Source organism: Microvirga yunnanensis (assembly GCF_025460875.1).
On the sequence record NZ_JAMXFI010000032.1, the window covers coordinates 45,363 to 65,258 of the forward strand.

General features: G+C 59.8%; 24 protein-coding genes and 3 pseudogenes. 16 read left to right on the forward strand and 11 right to left on the reverse strand.

What is annotated here, in order from left to right:
* Positions 1–110: 110 nt before the first annotated feature.
* The 4 genes from NF876_RS17220 to NF876_RS17235 all read left to right on the forward strand — a co-directional run bounded on the left by NF876_RS17220 (position 111) and on the right by NF876_RS17235 (position 2,685).
* Complete coding sequence (locus NF876_RS17220) at positions 111–323, forward strand: hypothetical protein (RefSeq protein WP_262270008.1); 213 nt, start codon at positions 111–113, stop codon at positions 321–323.
* 102 nt (positions 324–425) lie between these two features.
* Positions 426–686 carry a hypothetical protein gene (locus tag NF876_RS17225; protein WP_262270009.1) on the forward strand — a complete coding sequence of 87 codons (261 nt, stop codon included), beginning with the start codon at positions 426–428 and terminating at the stop codon, positions 684–686.
* Positions 687–1,384: 698 nt separating this feature from the next.
* Positions 1,385–1,750, forward strand: a complete 366-nt coding sequence (locus NF876_RS17230) for an Rv2175c family DNA-binding protein (protein WP_262270010.1) — start codon at positions 1,385–1,387, stop codon at positions 1,748–1,750.
* Between the two features lie 257 nt (positions 1,751–2,007).
* Positions 2,008–2,685 (forward strand): protein-L-isoaspartate(D-aspartate) O-methyltransferase, encoded by a 678-nt coding sequence (locus NF876_RS17235; RefSeq protein ID WP_262270011.1) that lies wholly within the window; start codon positions 2,008–2,010, stop codon positions 2,683–2,685.
* A gap of 62 nt (positions 2,686–2,747) precedes the next feature.
* On the opposite strand, the pseudogene NF876_RS17240 reads toward NF876_RS17235, so the two are convergent.
* From NF876_RS17240 to NF876_RS17255, 4 genes and pseudogenes are all read right to left on the reverse strand, one after another.
* Positions 2,748–2,855 (reverse strand): annotated as a pseudogene (locus tag NF876_RS17240) (IS6 family transposase); the annotation flags it as partial.
* A gap of 148 nt (positions 2,856–3,003) precedes the next feature.
* The gene (locus NF876_RS17245; RefSeq protein WP_262270012.1) at positions 3,004–4,554 is read right to left on the reverse strand and encodes a B12-binding domain-containing radical SAM protein; all 1,551 of its coding nucleotides are present in this window, start codon (positions 4,552–4,554) and stop codon (positions 3,004–3,006) included.
* 112 nt (positions 4,555–4,666) lie between these two features.
* Entirely contained in the window at positions 4,667–4,876 is a 210-nt protein-coding gene (locus tag NF876_RS17250) for a hypothetical protein (RefSeq protein ID WP_262270013.1), read from the reverse strand.
* 300 nt (positions 4,877–5,176) lie between these two features.
* Positions 5,177–5,395, reverse strand: a complete 219-nt coding sequence (locus tag NF876_RS17255; RefSeq protein WP_262270014.1) for a hypothetical protein — start codon at positions 5,393–5,395, stop codon at positions 5,177–5,179.
* A 251-nt stretch (positions 5,396–5,646) separates the two neighbouring features.
* On the opposite strand from NF876_RS17255, the pseudogene NF876_RS43465 reads away from it, so the two are divergent.
* Positions 5,647–5,712 (forward strand): annotated as a pseudogene (locus NF876_RS43465) (hypothetical protein); the annotation flags it as partial.
* A gap of 82 nt (positions 5,713–5,794) precedes the next feature.
* Positions 5,795–6,160 (forward strand): annotated as a pseudogene (locus tag NF876_RS17260) (class I poly(R)-hydroxyalkanoic acid synthase); the annotation flags it as partial.
* Between the two features lie 353 nt (positions 6,161–6,513).
* Here the strand turns inward: NF876_RS17260 and NF876_RS17265 are convergent.
* Positions 6,514–7,374 carry a class I SAM-dependent methyltransferase gene (locus NF876_RS17265; RefSeq protein WP_262270015.1) on the reverse strand — a complete coding sequence of 287 codons (861 nt, stop codon included), beginning with the start codon at positions 7,372–7,374 and terminating at the stop codon, positions 6,514–6,516.
* Positions 7,375–8,702: 1,328 nt separating this feature from the next.
* Positions 8,703–9,728 carry an IS110 family RNA-guided transposase gene (locus NF876_RS17270; protein ID WP_262270016.1) on the reverse strand — a complete coding sequence of 342 codons (1,026 nt, stop codon included), beginning with the start codon at positions 9,726–9,728 and terminating at the stop codon, positions 8,703–8,705.
* A gap of 711 nt (positions 9,729–10,439) precedes the next feature.
* On the opposite strand from NF876_RS17270, the gene NF876_RS17275 reads away from it, so the two are divergent.
* On the forward strand, positions 10,440–11,036 hold the full coding sequence (locus tag NF876_RS17275) for a calcium-binding protein (protein ID WP_262270017.1): 597 nt from the start codon (positions 10,440–10,442) through the stop codon (positions 11,034–11,036).
* Between the two features lie 1,195 nt (positions 11,037–12,231).
* Here the strand turns inward: NF876_RS17275 and NF876_RS17280 are convergent.
* Complete coding sequence (locus NF876_RS17280) at positions 12,232–12,510, reverse strand: DUF4242 domain-containing protein (protein WP_262270018.1); 279 nt, start codon at positions 12,508–12,510, stop codon at positions 12,232–12,234.
* 78 nt (positions 12,511–12,588) lie between these two features.
* A complete protein-coding gene (locus NF876_RS17285) occupies positions 12,589–12,918 on the reverse strand; it encodes a DUF1330 domain-containing protein (protein WP_262270019.1) in 330 nt (109 codons plus the stop codon).
* A gap of 143 nt (positions 12,919–13,061) precedes the next feature.
* Between NF876_RS17285 and NF876_RS17290 the strand changes: the two genes are divergently transcribed.
* Entirely contained in the window at positions 13,062–14,135 is a 1,074-nt protein-coding gene (locus tag NF876_RS17290) for a GlxA family transcriptional regulator (protein WP_262270020.1), read from the forward strand.
* A gap of 240 nt (positions 14,136–14,375) precedes the next feature.
* Here NF876_RS17290 and NF876_RS17295 read toward each other — a convergent pair whose 3' ends face one another.
* On the reverse strand, positions 14,376–14,837 hold the full coding sequence (locus tag NF876_RS17295; protein ID WP_262270021.1) for a cupin domain-containing protein: 462 nt from the start codon (positions 14,835–14,837) through the stop codon (positions 14,376–14,378).
* On the opposite strand from NF876_RS17295, the gene NF876_RS17300 reads away from it, so the two are divergent.
* Positions 14,836–14,997 carry a hypothetical protein gene (locus NF876_RS17300; RefSeq protein WP_262270022.1) on the forward strand — a complete coding sequence of 54 codons (162 nt, stop codon included), beginning with the start codon at positions 14,836–14,838 and terminating at the stop codon, positions 14,995–14,997. The two genes, NF876_RS17295 and NF876_RS17300, sit on opposite strands and share 2 nt — an antisense overlap.
* Before the next feature lie 134 nt (positions 14,998–15,131).
* Entirely contained in the window at positions 15,132–15,452 is a 321-nt protein-coding gene (locus NF876_RS17305) for a hypothetical protein (protein WP_262270023.1), read from the forward strand.
* Positions 15,453–16,007: 555 nt separating this feature from the next.
* Here the strand turns inward: NF876_RS17305 and NF876_RS17310 are convergent.
* Positions 16,008–16,994, reverse strand: coding sequence for an ABC transporter substrate-binding protein (locus tag NF876_RS17310; protein WP_262270024.1), 987 nt, complete (start codon positions 16,992–16,994; stop codon positions 16,008–16,010).
* A 76-nt stretch (positions 16,995–17,070) separates the two neighbouring features.
* Positions 17,071–17,496, reverse strand: coding sequence for a DUF6894 family protein (locus tag NF876_RS43470; protein ID WP_373696680.1), 426 nt, complete (start codon positions 17,494–17,496; stop codon positions 17,071–17,073).
* On the opposite strand from NF876_RS43470, the gene NF876_RS17320 reads away from it, so the two are divergent.
* From NF876_RS17320 to NF876_RS17345, 6 genes are all read left to right on the forward strand, one after another.
* Positions 17,470–17,802: a hypothetical protein gene (locus tag NF876_RS17320; RefSeq protein WP_262270026.1), complete on the forward strand. Its 333-nt coding sequence runs from the start codon at positions 17,470–17,472 to the stop codon at positions 17,800–17,802. The two genes, NF876_RS43470 and NF876_RS17320, sit on opposite strands and share 27 nt — an antisense overlap.
* 266 nt (positions 17,803–18,068) lie before the next feature.
* The gene (locus NF876_RS17325) at positions 18,069–18,311 is read left to right on the forward strand and encodes a hypothetical protein (protein WP_262270027.1); all 243 of its coding nucleotides are present in this window, start codon (positions 18,069–18,071) and stop codon (positions 18,309–18,311) included.
* Positions 18,312–18,415: 104 nt separating this feature from the next.
* Complete coding sequence (locus tag NF876_RS17330; protein ID WP_262270028.1) at positions 18,416–18,637, forward strand: hypothetical protein; 222 nt, start codon at positions 18,416–18,418, stop codon at positions 18,635–18,637.
* Positions 18,638–18,668: 31 nt separating this feature from the next.
* A complete protein-coding gene (locus tag NF876_RS17335) occupies positions 18,669–19,106 on the forward strand; it encodes a hypothetical protein (protein WP_262270029.1) in 438 nt (145 codons plus the stop codon).
* 148 nt (positions 19,107–19,254) lie between these two features.
* Complete coding sequence (locus NF876_RS17340) at positions 19,255–19,473, forward strand: hypothetical protein (RefSeq protein ID WP_262270030.1); 219 nt, start codon at positions 19,255–19,257, stop codon at positions 19,471–19,473.
* Between the two features lie 52 nt (positions 19,474–19,525).
* On the forward strand, positions 19,526–19,765 hold the full coding sequence (locus tag NF876_RS17345) for a hypothetical protein (RefSeq protein ID WP_262270031.1): 240 nt from the start codon (positions 19,526–19,528) through the stop codon (positions 19,763–19,765).
* Positions 19,766–19,896 lie beyond the last annotated feature (131 nt).

Below are 19,896 nucleotides of genomic sequence, written 5' to 3' on the forward strand. Positions count from 1 at the left end.
CAGACAAATCATAGCTGGCTCTGCATGGTCCTACATCAGGAGCCTTCCCCTAACCTCGGCGGAAGGAAATCGGACGCGAGTGAGATGGGGCTTTTCGTGAGGACAAACTGATGACATGGGAAGAGAGCGAGAACATCATTCGGCGGCTCGTCGAAGGATTGGTCGAACTCAGGGGAGAGACGCAAGGGCAGAGCTTCTCGGACTTCTACTCATGGCTCGAGCCAGACCTTTCGCCTTACCTGGAGTTCCGAAGCGCAACCTCAGTCCGAGCCGACGTTGAGCATTGGTTTAACGACGAACTCGGCCACGACTGGCTGAGCTAAACCACTTCCGCCAGTTCTGCCCATGGCCGCTTGGTGTTTCGGGGCTATCAGGCTCTCGGCAAACAACGGATAATCGGCTGTTGAGCCCAGAGGGAGGGTGTCATGGCCCGCTTCCAACAACTGGCTGAAGGGGAACAGCCCGCCAATCCAGAGAAATATATCCTCATTGAGGTCATTCGCGAGCCGGCCATCGGCTACCACTACCGGGTGACCGGAAAGGGCTTGGGTTCGGATTACCAATCTTCCAGCGGTTCCACGGAGTGTACGCTGGACAATGCACGCGAACGCGCTCGGGAATTGGCTCAGGCCGTGAACGTGCCGGTCATCTACCTGAGCAGCGGCATTGCCGCGATGGGCAGATAATTGCGATGGATCGGAGATCTTTCGGTCGCATTCGCATGGCGCGAACATCGAGATGGTTGTTGACAATTGACTAAGCGAAGGCGAGGAGCACCGTGACGAGCGCCAAGCCGAGGCCGCCCCCGGCCAAGGCACGACAGCAGTGCCGGGTCCTTTTCTTTCCAGCCAAGCTGAAACGGGCTGGCGTCTGGTTAGTTGGCAAAGCTGACGGGCGACACTTTCGCTCCTGGAAGAGAGTCCGTCATCAAGAGCAGGCCAGCACGACCGTTCACGCGGGTTCCTCATAGCGGCTGGCGCCTGTTGGCTCATCGGCCGGGCACCCGCTCCGGCTCTGACGAATGGAGGCTCAGATACCGACACCACCAGGGCTGAAGTCCGCCTCTTCGTCCATTGCTTGAGCGTTTGAGGTATCCTTCTGCTCGACAATCTGACCAATCAGCCGGGTAATCCGGACCAACGCAAATAGCGCGTGACTTCGTGTTACCACGGGTCCAATCCTGAGGATTGGGCCCGTTTTTATCGGTTCGGCTCTGGTTTAACCCAGCAACCCTCCGCTCATTCGCAGCTTCCCCACGATGGCTATCGCGACATGGTGACCGACCCATCTACTGAGGATGGTCTCAGTGCGGCATGCCCGCCACACCATTCACCACGTCTCCCAGCTTGTGATATCCTCCCGATCGCCAGTGAGGTGCATCAGCTTGAGGACGGAAGACATCAAAGCTGACCTTCTCCGCAAAGCGGGGGGCACCCTCACTGCGCCCGAGGCAGCCCGCATGCTCGGGACCGAGGTCGTCACGCTGCAGGAGCTGGCCGCCGAGGGTGCGATCATTGCCCTGCCTCTACCGGGCGGCACCGCCTATCCGGCGTGCCAGCTTCAGATCGGCGGCATGGTGGCAGGCCTGTCAGAGGCGCTCCGCTCGATGCCGATCCGCTCGCCCTGGAGGCGACTTGAGTGGCTGCTGAGCGGGGATCCCGCTCTCGGTGGCGCAGCGCCGATCGAGGCCCTGCGGCGGGGCAACGTCACGGAAGTAATCCAACTCGCCCGTTCACACAAAGCCGAATGAGCGGCCTCCCATGCCAGCACCAGCCACCGCGGCACGGCACAGGAGGATGGCAATACAGATCGTGAGCTAGACGCTCTCTCGTCAGCCTCAGGAACAATATCACCTTGACCGAAACAGCGGTCTCACAAGAACCTACTGACTGGCACGTTCGTCTGAAACACACCAGTCCCAGGCTGCGGAACGGGATTAGCTCCTGCTTCCAATCAGCGTAAGATTGTAGGCCTCGTTCGGGACAGCTCACTTGAGGATCTGCCGACATGAAGCCGATGACGGAAGTGCACCTCGCCATCCTGCGCCGGCACATGGTGGAGGTGATCGCTCTTCGGGCTGACCTCATGAGCGAGGAGATCGGCAAGGCCACCCTTGGCGAGCGGGTTCTCGACGCCATGCGGCGGGTGCGGCGCCACCTCTTCGTGCCGCCAGAGCTGGCGGCCATCGCCTACCAGGACACCCCTCTGCCGATCGGCTTTGACAAGACTGTGTCTCAGCCCTTCATCTGCGCCCTCATGACCGACCTGCTCGATCCACAGCCTCATGAGGCCGTGCTCGAGATCGGCACCGGTTTGGGCTATCAGGCTGCCGTTCTTGCCGAACTCGCTCGCCAGGTCTGGACCGTCGAGATGGTCGAGGAGTTCGCCAGCCATGCCGAGGCACGCCTGTCGCAACTTGGCTACGGGAATGTTGCCGTTCGGGTGGGCGACGGCACTCGTGGCTGGCTCGAGCACGCCCCTTTCGACAAGATCCTGGTCACTGCCGCGGCCGAGGTGCCGCCGCCGACCTTGCTGGAGCAACTCGCCCCGGGCGGCCGTATGGTCCTGCCCCTTGGCCCAGGGGAAATTCAACACCTCACTGTCCTCGACAAAGCAGACGACGGACAGATCAGGGCGCGAACTGTGATTCCGGTGCGGTTCGGCATCCTGGAAACAGTGATCTGAGGAGGAATCGTGGGCCGGCCGGGGCTCTGATCCGCGAGGGGATGGCCGTGCCGATCCCGAATCCGGGCAGCGAGCATCTCCTCGACCATCCGCAGGCTCAACGGAAACCGGAAATAAAGCCAGACGGCATGGCTGATGACCTCAGCCGGGAAGCGGTGGCGGGCGTAACGTGGATGGGGGGTCGATTTCGTCCTTCATATATACGCCTCGATCAGCTCACTCTCCCGTTAACCTGACGATCCCCCTCGAAGAGGATAGTGCAAAGGTTTCAGACGAATTCGTCCCGGTTCTCGGTCGAGATCGGCTCCGGTCATTAGCTCAGAATGTATTCACCGGCATCCGGCTTGCAGCCATGTCTCTGACGAGGCGGATTGCATGATAGTGCATCGCACACTTCATCGCGAGGATGTGGAGGAGCAACGGCGAGTGGCGGCGAAGCGCCTCTCCGATCATAGTCCTGTAGACCCGCCGTAAGGCTCGATCTCTGACCCGGGTTTCCAACCGGAGCACAATGAAGGCCGCTTGCATCAGAGCGGTGCCGTTCTGCCTCAGAGCATCCAACCACGACCGCTCAGGCCAATGCTCAAGAGTGCCTAGTGGCCCCTGCAGGTAAAGCTGCTTCACCCTCTCGAAATAGGCCTCGGGAGCGTAGATCGTCTGCATCACACGAAGATAGCCCTGGCTGAGCTGATCCCGGTCAAGCTGCAGGGGGATCACGTTCGTGCCGTTCACCGGTCTGTCGGCCTCGTCAAGCCGCCCTTCTCTCGCCAGCCGCGTGTGCAGGGGTGTCTTGGGGATTGCGCTCAGCATCCCCACCATCGAGGTAATGATCCGGGCCTCCTGAAGGAATGCGACCTGTCGATCAAAGATGTCGAGGCCGTCATGGTCGAAGCCTATGATCTGGCCGCTCCAGACCTCGAGCCCAGCTGCCTGGATGCGGTGGATTTTCTCCACGAGCGAGCCACCGGCGCGCAGGTTCTGCAGCTTTTTGGTCTCCCGCAGGGAGGCTTCATTGGGTGTTTCCACACCGACAAAGACGATGCGGATGTTCACGGCGCTCATCAGGGCGAGCAACTCCGGGTCGTCAGCGAGGTCGATCGAGGCTTGTGTGAAGAACAGCAGGGGGAAGCTGTTCTGCTGCTGCCAGGCAAGCAGATCCCGCAGGATCGCTTTTGTCTCCTTCTTGTTGCCGATGAGGTTGTCGTCCACGATGAAGACCTTGGTGACGCGGTGCCTGCGCCAGAGACTGTCCAGTTCGGCGATGATCTGGCGGCTGGTCTTGAGGCGCGGCTTGCGCCCGAACGTCACGATGATGTCACAGAACTCGCACGTGAACGGACAACCGCGTGAGAACTGCACGCTTCCGAAGGCGTAATCGCTCATGTTCAGCAGATCATGCCGGGGCACCGGCAGCTGTGTGACATCCGTGCGTTGGAGCTGTTCATAGCGCCGGGTAGGCCGACCCGCGCTCCAGTCGGACAGAAACTGGGGCCACGTCATCTCGGCCTCACCCACGAAGATGGCGTCCGCCTCGGGATCGAAGTAGTCCTCCTGGACGGTGACCCATGGCCCGCCAACCACGACAAAACAGCCGCGCCGCTTGAGCTCGGCAATAATCTCGCGCATGCGGAAGCGCTGAACCGACATGCCGGTGACGCCCACAATATCCGCGCGAGCACAGCGGCCATAGTCTATCGGCTCGACATTCTCATCAATGAGTTCGATCCGATGCTCGGCGGGCGTAAGCGCAGCGAGGAGCGGCAGAGCTGCCACCGGCAGGTTAGCTTTGACGCCCAGGAGGTCGAGTGCGTACTCCAGCCCCCAGAAGCTGGCCTCGAACTTCGGGTTGATCAGGACGATGTCCGCCATCGGGAGCATCCTCTGCAGGTACGGTCAACCGGCAACTCACATCGCGTTCTGCGGATGCAGACTCCGATGGGCTCCTTCAACTCTGCGTCCAGCCCGCTTCAGTTCAAGCGTGCTAACGGGGGTTGCTGAAGAAGGTGTCCTCTGCGGCCAGATCAGCGATCAGCTGCGCCAGGGCTTGGGCGGCTGACAACAACTCCTGCCTCTCGGCTTCGGTTAGTTGCCCGATCGGAGCACTCCAGCGCCGATCGAAAGCTGGGCTCTCAACTTCAGCCGTTTGCAGCAGCGGCCCGCTCTCATCCCAACTCACGGTCAGCTTTGGCATGGGACACCTCCCCGCTCAGGTGGCTCTTCGCAAGGCTGCTGGTAAGGATACCAGATCCCGCGAGTTTATGAACCGCTCTCAATGAGGTTCAGGTCCTTGTCATGTCCAGCGAACCGCGACGAACTCCTTGACTGTTAAGGAGATCAGCTCGCGTCAGGTTGGCGCAGGGCTCAAGATTATGACGCTTTTGCTCCAGCTCCGCGTCTGGTTTGTGGCTGCTACATGATCCGCGTCATCAAGCGGGACAATTCCATCGCCAAACCTGGAAACGGCCCCGTCGCGGGCCCGGTCCCGGTCAGGTTACACGCTGCCTTCGTCACGAAGCACGGTGCCGACCCGCTTGGCTTCATCCTCAATCGCCTCGTCGATCGACTTGATCGCATCCTGGATCTCCGTGAACTCGACGGCTCTCTCAGGGATGAAGGCCGCCGTGTTGATGATGATTTCGGCCATCTCGCGCCGGTGCGCGACCAGCCGCTCGCGTGCTTTCTGCAGTTGCTGAACGTAATGGTGAGTCATGGGACCAATCCGCTTCGATCTGGGGCAGGTCCTGCCAGAATAGCACCTTTGCCTGCGTCTGATTGACTGAAGCAGCTGGGTTGCCTAAGGGGCCCAGGCTTCAGCGTATGCAGATAGCCTCATGCACGGGAATGGGGCCCGGGAGAAGCTTCCTGACCAGGAAGGGCCGCCTTGTTATGGGCTTGTCCCTTTGGGCGCTGCTCAGGCGCTAGAGCGCGCCGCACAGACGATGCGCAACATCCTCTGTCTGGATCAAGGAGATCGAGGTCGTGGTGGAGAACGAGCAGGTTATCCAGTTTCGGGTGATCCTGAAAATCGCCTTCCGGCTCGGCGAGGGGGCGAACGCCAGCAGCACGCGGAGCATGGGAAGCGAGGAGATCCTGGACCTAGAATTCGACGGTGGCGATCCCGATCTACCACTTAGCGGCGCGCGAGGATCATATCGCACCGGCGCGATCCGTGTTCCCAGGGGCACGGTTCCTTGGCAGTTCCGTCCGGTTTGTCGTTACCGGCTCGGGCCATATCGCCGGGGTTGTGAACCCGCCGGCACGGGACCGGTATCGGTACTGGACCAACGGTCCACATGTGGGAGAGCTCGAGGCCTGGCTTGATGCCGCAGAGGAGCATCTGGGCTCTTGGTGGCTGGACTGGCAGGCTTGGCGCGAGGTGCAGGACGGGAGGCGGGTTCTGGCCCGGGAGATCGGCGGGAGTAAGCTCACGCCCATCGAGGATGCGCCGGGCAGCTATGTTCGGGTGAAGAGCTGAGCTCCAGCCGTCGCCCCCCTCATGCGGTCAGCCTCGTAGGTCAGATTTTCGTCGGCTGCTGCCGGGTTATCACGAAACATTCCTTCAAAGTGTAGAATCCTGGACTTGATTTGACGGACAGTGTCAGAGTGAGTTGCACTCTGGCAGCCTGAATGATGGCTTGGGTTTCCGGCGAGCCCTCAAGCCCTGCGCTTGCGGCGCACCACAGAGCGGCTGCGGGCTTGACCGCGCGCCTCGCCCAAGCTGAGAGCCACAATGCCAGAATGGCCGGTTCTGAACTCAGCTACCTCGTGTAAAACACGATTGGGTCTGACACTGTCTGACAGGTCAAATCCTGACTTTCACACTTTTTTTCAAGCCCCCGCGTCGCATGCCCCTGAAGCGCCCTCGACGAGCCGCAAATGGGCAATGCCATAGGGACGGACGCCTGTGAACAAGCGATACCACGACCAGAAATTATCGTACGGCCAACCCAGCCGCTCCATCACCGGGTAGGTGCCAATCACATCCCAGCGCGGCTCCTCGAGCGACAGGTCCTCCGGACATGTTAGCCCCCATTTGAACTCAGCACCGAGCTGACGCAGGGACGCGCTCAGCCACGCGTGCCCGACCATCTGGGCACAGTAGTAGTCGTAGGCCAACTCGGCTGGGCCACCCCATTGCACCTCGGCGAGGTCTCGCGCCAATCGAAAAACCTGCGCAGGCTCGAGATACATCAAGAGACCTTCGGCGACCACAAAAGTCGGGCCATGCAGATCTCCCACGATGGAGGTCCAGCCTGCCGCGGTGACCGAGGCGCTCACTAGCTGCCTACGCGAGTGGGGCGGGAAGAGGGAGCGTCGCAACTCCGCAACCTCGGGGAGATCGACATCCACCCAGTGCAGCCGGCCGTTATCAACCCGCTCGAACTGGGTCGACAGGCCGGACCCGAGGCTGAGCACGTGAGCGTCGGGATGATGGTTGAGGAAGGCACGCAGGAGCCGGTCCAAGACCAGGCTACGCTCGACCAGGCCGCGCAGCATCTCCCGATCGCCTTCGAAGCGAGTGAGATCGTAAGCGAGGCGAGCGGCGATCGCCTCGGCCGCGGGATCAGCAAAGCCCCGGTCGGGGAAAAGGCGGCGGGCGAGTGCCCGGGCCGCAAGGGGGATCAGCAGGGTTTGCTCGACGCAGCCCAGACCCGCCATTGGGCATCCGGTGTTCAGGAGGATGGTCACTGCTTCCCCTCCCCGGAAAGCTGTGAGGCCGAGCTTCGGGCAATCCTCGCCTCCCCAGCGAGTTCCCCTGCAGCATTTGAGCAATCCTGAAAGTCGAGGTCCTGCATCGGATAGCTCTCGCCTCCTCAGGGGTGAGGCCGGTATGTACATCGTCCATTCGGCTCGAAGGTGAGGTCCGAGACCATCCGTGACGAAGGTCATCGGGCCTCGAGGCGGCCCGCCCGGTCTGAGATGTCACTCAGAGCAGCCCGTCCTGGACCCGCGCCGTCGCCCGGCGGGATGACGCCGACGATATGCTTGCCCCTGGGCGGAGCCGGCAAACACCCGACCTGGACCTATTCCACCAGCCCGGGCGCGGCTGAACGCTCGTGAGCTATGGTATGCCTGTCACCCTCCTGCTGCAATCCGCTGGCGACCGACCATCTTTGATCAGGAAGAGCCTACACATAGGCCAATGCGGACCTCGCCCACACACCCGACCGTTGTTGTCATCCCGGTCATGCTCCAATCAGGACCCCAGCTTGCCTCTGTAGGCGTGGGTCCAATCAACAGGCAGGATGTGGCTATCTCACCCTCGGCTTCGTGCACACTTGGACCTGCTGGGTATAGGTCGCTCCTGATGGGCTTACGACGCGGCGAAGTGCAATGGGACAGCGAGAAGGCTGAGCCGGAGAGGTCATCACAGCGGCTGCACCCGATGTGGGGCGACTCGCCCGATAGTAAGAATCGGGATAATATTCCACGCTAGGATAGTAGCTGTATCCAGGAAACCCATATAGAACACCATAACCTGCGTTAGGAGAGCCGGGGTTATAAGGACCTGATGTCCCGCTACGCCATGTTCCGGTTCTCACCTGTGCTTCGGTAACGGTCGGGAGCAAGCTTAGGCTTATGCCAGTCAGAGCAGTAAGCGTGATCTTCACGGCCTTGGAGGTCATGACTCCCTCCTAGATATTCCATTTCATGAACATACCACAGAAGTCACTGTTCTCGTTGGTCGTTATGAGGGGGTCGTCTAATCGCGAGCCATTTTGCAAGTCATTTTTTCAATCTTCCCCGGCTCGACGCCAGGATTAGGGTCAAGGGAGCCTTCACGAGGAGCGATCACAGCGGAACAGAGGCGCGCCGGGTCGACGTATGCCGGGTACAGGGTCGTCTTCGCGGTCGACAGCCGTCGCCGCATGATAGAGCTTCGCGGGAGGAGCCTTCCTATGTGGACGCCGCACTCGGCTGGATCAGCGGTGCATCCCAACAGGCGGAATGGCTCGGCCCACGTCCCGGCAGGGACGTCTCAGCGCGCTCAGAGCCTGAACGCGATCCTCAATCCGTCATGCGACTGCGCCAACAGTCCGGTCGAAGAAGGTGCCGGTCTTGAGCATTGCGTGCATGATGACAGCGAGCTTCCTCGCCACGGCCACAGCTGCCCGCTTGAAGCCGACCCGCTCCCGGAGCTTGAGGCCCCAGGTCCGCAGGCCACTCTCGGCCGAGCTGCGGGTCAAGATGACCGTTGCCGCCTCAAACAGCAGCCCCCGCACCTGGCGGTCGCCCCGGCGGGAGATATGGCCGTCATAGTCGACCTCGCCCGACTGGTAACGCCGGGTGGTCAGACCGAGCCAGGCACCGACGGAACGGGACTTCTTGAAGTTATCCGGATCCTCGACAGCGGTCGCAAACGATGTCGCGGTGATCGCCCCGACACCGGGGATCGACATGAGAATGCGACAGGCTTGGTTCTGACGCGCGCCGGCCACGAGCTGACGGCCGAGTTCCGCAGCCCGGATGCGCAGGCTGCGCCACGCCTCCAGCATCGGCAGCACGATGGCAGAAAGCCCGTCATGGTCGACCAGAAGACCGCGCACATTCGTCTCGAACGTGCTGCCCTTGCCGGCGGGAACGACCAAGCCGAAGGTCTTCATCAGGCCGCGGATCTGGTTGGACAGCTCGGTGCAGATCCGGACCAGCCGGGTGCGGGCCGCTACCAGCGTGCGGGTCAGCATGCTGTCGAAGCCTTTCACCCGCACCTCACGGAAGAAGCCGACCTCGGCCAGATGGGCCAGACCGTCGGCATCATTGGCGTCGGTTTTGTTCGGTGCCATGTCGAGGGCGGCCTTGGCATGACGCGCATCGATGCAGATCGCCGGCAGCCCCTCGGCGCAAAGCGCGTGATAGAACCACACGGACAAGGGGCCGGTCTCGAACACCACCCGCTTCACAGACGGAGCGCGTTTGCGGATCAGGTCAGCAATCAGCTTGGGATCGGACGGGCATTTGCCGCGCCAGACGCGTTTGCCGTCCCGACGGATCGACACCGCCGTCTCTTTCATCGACACGTCGAGCCCGATATAATCGTCCATGGCTGTTCTCCATTCGATGCCTGGGCCCGGCTTCCCGTCGTGAGCCCGTTTTCCATCTTATCGGGGAACAGCCACCGCCTTCCACGAGCGTGACTGGTTCAGGGCGACTCGCTCCCGCGATTACCCCATGTGGACGGCTGTGCCTGACAGTCTCGCTCGGGCTTGATAGACCTCTGATCTGTGACCGAGCGGCCCTAAGTGACGGGTGCCGGAGGGGGGAACAGGATTGGACAAGGGTTGAGCAAGGGGCTTGCAGGTTTGGGCGACTAAACTCAAAAGGCGCTTGTCCCGCTGCACGTAGGCAGGTGTTCCTTACATGATTTGCAAGGATACTTGAATTGACCGACCTGAGGGATAACCCGAGACTAACCCCAACTGAGAGCATCGGTTATTCCCAATAGAAACTGAGGTCCCACTTACAGGGCCTCTTGTGGTTAGCCAAGATTGCGCCTCTTGAGGGCCAAGGTTTGTCGTGAGCGTGGAAGCTGACGTGTGGGAGCCTTGTCATGAGATTTGCCAATCTTATGCTCGGCTGTCTCCTGACAGCCTTGCTTCTGGGGCCGCTTCTGCTCTTTCTCGCCTATATGGCAAATATGCTGCTCTCGGTACTGCCGCCGCCCTGACACATGAGCCACGCCCGTCAGAGTGCTGCCCTATTGCGGGACTAAGCTTACCTTAGGCGACTGAGCCTGGCGCTGATGGGAGGAGAGAATGGCCATCAGATACGCGACGGAAGCTGATCCTAATGTAGACGGCACCAGCGGTAATGATTACCTGTTCGGGAGCAGACACGCCAATGAGCTCCGTGGCCTTGAAGGCTCTGACTGGCTCTTCGGGTATGGCGGGGATGATGCGCTGTTCGGTGGGCCTAACAACGATTATCTGTTTGGTAGAAGGGGAGCGGATCACCTTCGTGGAGAAGCGGGAAACGACTGGCTGATCGGAGGTAAGGGGCCGGACACATTCCATTTCGTGCGAGATGGCGGGAAGGATACGGTGACGGACCTGAATCCTTCCGAGGGCGACCGTATCGTCTTCGGTGAGGGAGTCGGTCTCCTCCTTGTAGGTGGAGACGCTGTCGCTGAAGGGACAACATACCAAGAGTTCGACTTCAACAGCGACGGCAAGATCGACAAGACAACGGTTTATCTGGACTACGACAGAACTCCAATGGGGCTGGTGATAAATCAGGTTAGTGACACATCAGGCAAGCCCCCAGACTACATCACGTTCTTGTATGCCAGTTGGGAGGATGTACAGGTCGCACTCGGAATGTTCCAACCCGCTGGGGGAGGGTTGTTCATCTAGACACGCTTGGACAGAGGGCACACTAGATGCTCTACCGGCACTGGCGCAACCGGCGGTCTCGCACAGCCCGTTCCCGAGCCCGAAGAATAGACCATAGAAGGGTGTAAATTTCCGAGAAGCCTTCATGGACCGTGCTGGTACTGGGTTTGGGAAGGGCGTACAATGAGGCATTGCCGGCACGAGTGATCCACAGGCGCTGGCGGCTGAGAGATGAGAGCGCTCCCGCCTGTAAGGCTCAGGAGCGGCAGATGCCCCGTCATTATGAAGCCTGCGACGGACCCATTGCGGGCCTTTATTTGCCACGGGTTGCCTGAGACGTGTTCCATCGAGAGAACATCCAGACTATTGATCAGCTCAGAACCGTTGCCAACCATCTTGAGCGGTTCGAAGGCTTCGGGCCCATAACGGTGCGCGTCATCAGGCAAGAACTCGACCGTGTAGCGGCACCCGGAGAGCAACTGTTTCAGGACGGACAGCTTTCTGCATGGGGCGCATGATTCCGAGAAAATGGCGAGATGGAACGCAAATAGAAATCCCCATGTAAATAATTCGATCTTCCAATAATCACATGTTTGCGTCTGCCGCACCCGTATACTTGGATAAATCTGGGAGTAGGCGATGTCTCATAGGCTAATGTCCCACTTTTCTTTCGAAAACGAAGCTCTCCTCCTCGGAGCCTTGGCCATTCTGTTCTGCGGGGCTGTGATCCTGGGGGTGATGTGATGCTCTCCCAGGCACTGATTGCATTCCTCCTCATGGCCGCCGTTCTCGCCGTCTGCACACTGACGGTTCGCTACCACTGGTGAGAGCACGCTAATCTGGGCAACGGATCGACGCAGCGTGTTCGCTGGGCGTAAAACTCACCACTATCGGAATCGACGTGAAGGCGAGCCGCCAAGGACTGGGAATGCCGCAGGCTGAGGTTTAGCCCGCTATGGCTTGGAGAGCATGAGGTTTTGTAGGGCAACTTGGGGGCCTTGAGGTTAGTCGCCCTCGACGGGCAGGCAAGTGCGTTGAGAATGAGCGATTTCTAAAACTGATTTACCAGTCGGCGCCCCACAGATGCTTATGCTCCCCATCTTGACAGTCCCCATCAGTATTCAACCAATTGAAGTGAAGGCTAAGCCTCGAGACTTTGACATGCTCCATCCAAGGGAAGGGATCGCCGCCGGCTGCTCGGCACGGCGGCGCCGCTTCATGGCGAGAAAGCGGTCAAGGGATCGATGACAGTATGCACTTCTGTGATCTTGTTTGCGGGAACGCCGCTTAGTCTTGCGTGCTCAAGAACCGAGACCTCGTTGTCGGCGAGATAGATACAGAAGGTCTTGTCAGCGGTGATGTACGAGTGCTCCCAGTGGATTTTCCCGTAAAGCTGCGTCGCGGCCTCGCATGAGATCACAGCAACCCGCTTGAGTTGCTCGCCGCTCATTGCTCCGACGCCAGGAATGTCACGTTCGATCACGTAGCGTTTCATGGGGTTGATCATGACTTTGCTGTTCCATGCTGAATTGGACAACGGTGATGATTGTGCCGAGCAGGCCTCACATCGGCGTCACTGTGCTTTTGGCAAGTATGAGATCGTTCCGGCCACGTCCGTATCATCAATGAGCTGGAAGCGGCTTTCACTGCCATGCTGGCGAGCCGCGGCGAAGGGGGCGTATCTGGAATCAGTGGCGAAGGCCTTAACCGCGTCCGCCGATGGAAACTCGAGAAGCGCAATGAAGGTGGTGTCCAGTGGCTTGCCCTCAAGCGTTTTCACGTTGGCGCTGCGCGCCAAGTACTTGCCACCGTGCTCGTGCACGAGTTCATGCACTGAAGCGGCGTAAGCGGGCACCCATTGATCATCGGTCACCTTGATGTCTGCGATGAGATAAACTGACATATCCTGTCTCCTAAGGTTGGTCGGCGGATCCGGTGTTCGATTGCAAGGGATCGCGGATGAGGAGATCTTAGGACTGGACATTCGCGGGCATCAGGTCGAGTTTCGTCAAAAGCGGTCCTTTTGTGCCACGATTGGAACCGGGAATGGCCGAAGCCGAGGTGAAAACGGTCGAGACTCTGATTGTCGCGCTGCCGGAATCGGCCGGATCTGCGATTTACGGTCTGGTCGATGTCTTCGCCTCGACGGGTACGCTCTGGCGAGAGTTCGTCGGGGATGAGCCAGGCCGCCGGCTGATCCGGCCGAGAATTATCTCGCTCTCACGTGCTCCCTTTCAATGTGGGAATGGCATTCCGGTGAACCCGGAGTTGACCATGGACGAGCGATTCAGCGCGGATGTGATCGTTGTCCCGGAGCTTTGGCTGGCGCCGGATGACGACCTGAAGCAGCGCTACACGAGGGTGAAAGAATGGCTCCGCGAACAGTATCACGCCGGCTGTACGATCTACTCAGCGTGCTCAGGTGCCATCCTCCTGGCGGCAGCCGGCCTGCTCAATGGCAAGTCGGCGACGTGTCACTGGGGTTATGCGGACCTCTTCCGGCGCAGTTTTCCGGATGTGCATTTCATTCCTGAGCCCAGTATCGTGTTTGCGGATCAGCGCGGGCAGATTGTCACCGCGGGCGGGGCAACCTCTTGGCATGACCTGGCGATCCACATCATTTCGCGTCACTGCAGCCCAGGCGAAGCTTTGCACACTGCCAAGGTGTATCTGCTGCAGTGGCACGGCGAGGGTCAATTGCCGTATGCGAGCCTTGTCAGGCGTCAGCCGCACGCCGACTCGGTTGTTCGAGAAGCTGAGGATTGGCTGCGCCGGCATTTCCGCGAGCCGCATGCGGTTACCGCCGCCGTGGCGGCGTGCGGAGTTCCTGAGCGCAGTCTCAAGCGCCGCTTCACGAGTGCGACCGGATCGACGGTCATCAGCTATGTGCAGAACCTTCGGATCGAGGAGGCAAAGCGACTTCTCGAAACCAGCGACAGGTCATCCGATGAAATTGCCCCGATTGTCGGATATGAGAACCCGGCGTTCTTCCGAAAGCTCTTCAAGCGCAGCACCGGGCTGACCGCGGGTCAGTACCGCCGCATGTTTCGGCCGATCTCAGATGCGGGTCGTATTGTTGCTGGCGCGCCAGCGCATCTCGATGAGGTTCGCCGTGTCTAGGTAAGGTCCAAATGCCCGGTCCGCTCGTTCGTCGGATATCGTGGGCGGCTGTGTTGCACGAATAGGCGAGTTGGCAACCGAAGCCGGTCGACACAGGAGGTCTATGCCCGTCGTCCGCCCGCGCCGCCATTGCGGAAATCCGGATAAGGTCCGCCTCGTCCCATTGGGAGATATTTCGAGCCCACCATCTCCTGCGCTGAAGCCCTGACGGTTCGTAGGTGTAATTTCGCGGTAGGCCATTTACGGAATGCGGAAGTTCTTGGTTGTGCGGGTCCTCAACCCGTTCCAGGGCGCCTCACCCGACAGGTCGACCTGCTCCACCCCCATGTCGCCGACACAGGGTCGGAGAATGGCGACGCCCCTCGCGTCCTCGGCTTCGACATTGAAGGTGGCGTGCACAACCTTTGGAGGCATGAAGACGCTGTCGCCCGGACCCAGGATGCGCTTCTCCTGCTCGACCGTGCCGGAAACTACCCAGATGAGTTCCTTTTGGCTGACAGGGAAGTGAAAGCTGTGGTCCTTGATTCTACGGTCGGAGGCAGTCCCATCGCAAACGCGACCAATTCTTCGCCGACTCCTTCGGGCATCCGCGCCAGGGGCTCTGAGCCGGAACCACTGTTCGCGCGGCAACCCTTCCTCCTCTGTGAGGAAAATCCGACTTACGCCGTAACCCCCGAGCCGCTCGTCTTGATGCAAGGTCATGAAGCCTATTGAGGGGTCGCGCCGCGAGATCGGGACGCTCCTCCATGAGATGGAATATGCCCGCGATGAGGTTGAGAACACTCGCAGCGAGGCGAGGCCCACCATGGACAGTAATATAGCTTTCACCTTTGAGATCTGGCTACAAGCGGCCAGGCTCTGATCCTCAAAGAAGCATTTCGCCTTCAGGGCAATTCACTGAAACTTTTTCGACTGCGACTCTCGTTCGTGTTTCGATTCTTCGCGCTTGTCTTACAGATTTGTGATAATCTCGTTGTTTCAGCGAAAGCCAAACCCATGATCGCGTACAAGGGCGAGACTGTCACCTGCGAAAACGGCCATGTGATCTGCGACGTCGCCGACGATATCAACCGGTATTCCGGCGCTAAAGCCGAACTGTTCACGGACTGGCACATGGATCTCACCTCGGATGATGGCCAGCCTATGCCGTGCCGTTGTGTAGTTTGTGGGGCCGAGTTTATCCGCCCGATGTCCTTGGAGCCCTCGCCTCCGCCTCGCACGGGCTTGCAGTGTCTGCGGCCATGGTTGACTGAAGCCGAGTTCGCTTACATGAGCCGTGGCCTCCAACTCCATATCGGCAACGTGTGGCGGCGCTAGGCGATGTCGGCGTCCCTGAAGCTCGCCGAACGTTGTTCGGACCATTGATCGGCTCAGGACCGCTGGTGCTACCCGACTCATGCGGTTCGAAGACTTCGACCCTATGCGACGCGCATTCATAGATAAGGGCTAAACCGTGTAGCGACACCCGATAAGGAAAGAAACTCGGGCACTTCCTGGCCACACGGTACTCGGTAGCGGCGACCCCGAGTTCGTGATCCAGTTGGAGAGTGGCTCCAGGCTCGTCTTTCCACTCAGCTCGGAACAGACGGAGGCATTGCGGAAGCTCTGGGTGGACGCTGTGACGAGGAGACGAGGACAATTAGGGCATCGGACGGTTTGTCAGACCCGCTCGGTTCCCGCCTCTGCCCAGGGAGGAGGGTAAGAGGTCATTGATCCGCCTTTTCGGCCGATTCTTTCGTAGTTGCTCGCGTCGAGCCTCTCCCTGAGTGCGAAGGCGGTGCGGCTTCTGGCCCCTGCACGACGACGCTGCTTTGCTCGAGCCCTGGAGTGCATCCGAGATGGCATCATGGGCCACCAAGGGACGTCGGGCTGCTACTCAATGACCTCGTTAGCCAGCAATAGGAATTCGGGAGGAATTGTCAGCCCCAGTTCTTTCGCCGTTCTCAAGTTGACGACAAACTCCAGCCTCGACGGTTGCTCGACCGGAAGATCGGCTGGATTGGCACCCTTGAGGATCTTGTCCACAAGCATCGCTGCGCGTCGGAACAGTTCTGGCTGGCTCGCCCCGTAGGACATCAGACCTCCATCGTCCACGAACTCCCTTGCAGCGTACATGGCCGGGAGGCGGTTCTGTGCGGCCAACTCCACGATGCGCTTGTGCTCGACGAACAACATCGGGCTCGGCAATAGAATGACAGCATCGGCGCGTTCTCGAGTCATCGCGTCAAAGGCACCATCCAGATCGCTCGGGCCCAATGCAGGTACCAGCTGAAGCTGCAACTTTTGTGCCTGGGCTGCAGTCTCGGTCTCCTTCACCAAGCCGTCCATTGTGCGTTTCCCGTAGGCGGCGGGGTGCCAAAGCGCAGCAACGCGGGAGATACCAGAGATGATGCCCTTGACCAGTTCGAAGCGCTTGGCAAGCAGTTCCGGGCCAAGAAATGTAGTTCCCGTGATGTTTCCTGCTGGCCGAGACAGGCTGGCGATCAATTCATCGCCGACAGGATCGGCCATGCCGCCCACGACGATCGGAATCATGCTGGTTGCTTGTTTCACCGCGCGAGCTGGTGATGTACTCACCACGAGAATGACATCCACCTTCAGCCGAACCAGATCAGCCGCGAGTTTTTCGAATTGATCCGGTTTCCAATCCCCGTAGCGACGTTCGATTGTTATGTTGGAACCCTCGACGTATCCGAGCTCCCGCATGCCGTGGTAAAATCCAAGGGCCCCTGGCGTATCGGTCGCTCCAGGACTCAACACACCGACAAGGGGCAGCTTCCCCTTGTGCTGGGCGCGAGCGGCGCGCGGACCCACAACTGCCACTACGCCGATCAAGTTGATGAAGTCGCGTCGCCTCATCGCCAAAACCCGAACTTGGGAAATAACATCTTAGCGCAGTGTACGGGAAAGTGGACACGCTTTTCCGTACGACGCTCTAGCCGGCGGCTGTAGGGCCGAGGACGTGCGCGAACGCGACCGTCAGAACCGGTTGATTGGCTCTGCCGGTAATTTCGATGTGCCAGCGTCGCCGGTCTTCGCCCTTCTGATCGCCTTCCGCAATCATGTCATGGGCCATGACCCTAGCAACATCCCGCGCCGCCTGAAGGTCAGGGTACCTGTTTCCTTCGGGGTCTTCGATGAGGCGACTCTCTGCCCGGATGTTGAAATAGTAGAGAGTTGTTTCTGCCTTGAGCCGCGCTGGAAGTGGCTCACTGAAGCGGTGGCCTGATCGGGGTGCACCACCCTCATCATCCCACCTTGTGAGATCCTCATGCCGGCTTGGCCTTTTTGGATAGCGGGCACGCCGGAGTGGTGATGCCAGGATCGTCGTCGCTTGCATGGCAAGCTCGTTCAAGCGCATGGTCCGCCTGCCGAACTCCTCTCGCAACTGGGACTCCCAGACAACCTGGTCATAGGTCTGATCGTCGCTTCGGATCTGGTACTGGGGCTCCCGGTTGCCGGCGGGCAGCAAGGCAACAATCTCATAACCACCGAGCCAGACCCCGGCGGGCGAAGCATCCTCGGCGTAGCTGACGTGCTGACCGGCAGCGTAGCGATGCGTTCTCATGACAGGATCCTTTCCTGTACTTGGGTGAAGCCGGCGATCCTGTTGATCTTTCACCAGGACCAGTCGCGCACGACAATCGGAACCGAGGTGTCGGCTTGACCGAACATCTTTCTGTTCCTCACCTAGAAATCTAGCGCTCCTAATAAGTTAGTAGTCTTAGTTCTTATAGAACCTGATGACATACAGGATAATACCGCGTGTAAAATTTAGATACTTAAATCGGATTTATTTGTAATTTATTTGTGGGATCCGATGCAAACGAGCCCATCTCCCCCATATAGAATTGAGATAGATCTTTGATTATGCGACCTTTGCAATTGGCCAAGGCTGATATCCGAGAGCGATTGCGGAGGTTCCCCATGTGTTTGAACAGCCGCTTCATGTTTGATCTTCAGCATTATCAAGCCCGCGACGGTCCGGGACTGACGCTTCACGCGCTGCCGATGATGCAGGCGAGATGGGATCGGTTCACGATGGTCGAGGTGATGGGGATCCGAACCACGTCGGAGCTCACCGAAAAGGTTGAAGAGAGCTACGGCCTCTCCCACGAGCAGGCCGCCAGAGATGTCGAGTTCTGGGCCCTGGATAAGCAGCTTTGGGAAGGCTGAAGGGCAGGCAAGCCGTTCTGCCCCCTGTCGTTCTGCCCCCTGTCGGATCCGGATGAGATGTCGGCGCCTTCCGGTCCGGACTGACAATCGATGGAGAGAAGTTGATGGCAACCGAGTTTTACGTCGTCCGACATCACGGTGCCTGGCGCATCCGGGTCAATGGCAAACATCATGGGGACTATGAATCCCGCCTTTTGGCCATCAACGCCGCCGTGACGGAAGCCCAGGCCGCCGGGCCAGGGGCCAAGGTCTTCAGCACGGGGATGGTCAGTCAGTTCAGCCAGGAGTGGCAGTCGAAAGCTGGTCCCAACTCACTCCTGCCATGACCATCACGGCATGATCTTACAGGAGACGCGCATGAGTGAGCGGATGGGCCGTTTATGCGACGAGCTACGGATCAAACTTCACGGCATGGACCGCCGCCTTGAGGCGCTGAAATCGAACGGCACAGCGACCTTCAACCAATCTCAGGAGATCCTTAAAAGCCAACTCGATCGGGTCGAGCAGCGCATCTACGACAACCGTGTGATCGTTGAAGCGGCCAATGTCAGGGTCAAGACGTGGCTCGCAGAGAAAAAGGCGGGCTCCGATGCAGGCAAGGATCTTTGGACGGAACGCCACAAGCCTCATCTGATGGAAGTCCGCGCCCATGATGCGGAGGAGTATGCCATTGCGGTCTTTGAGCTTGCGGCCGCAGCCGCGGACGAAGCCACTCTGGCGGTCTTGCAGGCGCTCCTCGCGCGAAACGATGCTGATGGGGCGGCTCTCCCGGATGCGGAGTTGCGCAGCCCATGAGTTCCCGGTTCCAGGAACACTCCGGCTACTCTGGTAGCATCCCACGTCGCCGCGCCGCTGGGAAGGTCAACGTGGATATCAGATCGTCTCCGAGGAAAAGGCGGCATGGACGGCTTATCGACTCCTCCGCCAAGGTGGTGCATCTGCAATGTTTATCATCGAGTTCTTTCGGGTCCGGGACACGGACCAGGCCCATGCCACTCTCGGCCGGGTTGAACATGACACCACCGAGTTGGAGGATGCGAAGGTAAGAGCCCGGTCGCTCTTCGGGACCTTGGACCTGCCGCAAAAGCCGGACGCCCTGCGGGTGGTCGATGAGCATGGTGAAGAGGTGTTTGTCTGGAGTCCAGAGGGCCGCAGGACCTGAGCGTGCAACCGCCTCTCCTCGCCGCTTCAACGGGGCTCAATGGAGAATGGTTATGGCCGATGTTCACTACAGGATTGTCGAACACGAGGGCGGATGGGCCTACAAGGTCGGAGACGTGTTCTCGGAGCGCTATGCCGCCCATGACGAGGCCCGCGAGGCTGCGGAGCGGGCGGCCGCTGGACAGAGGCTGCCGGGTGCGACTGAAGACATCGAGTACCAGGACGAAGCCGGGGACTGGCACGACGAGATCTCTCTGGGGAAGGACCGGCCGGAGACAGACGTGACCGGATGAGCGGCTGGCCGCCGGTCTCAGGATGGTGGCTTGAGACAAGGTTCATTTGGCCTTTTACAGGTCAACAAGGCTGGGTCGGAAGGCTCCGATCAGAATTCAACCTTCCGTCCCGTGGTCACCCGTTGGCGCGA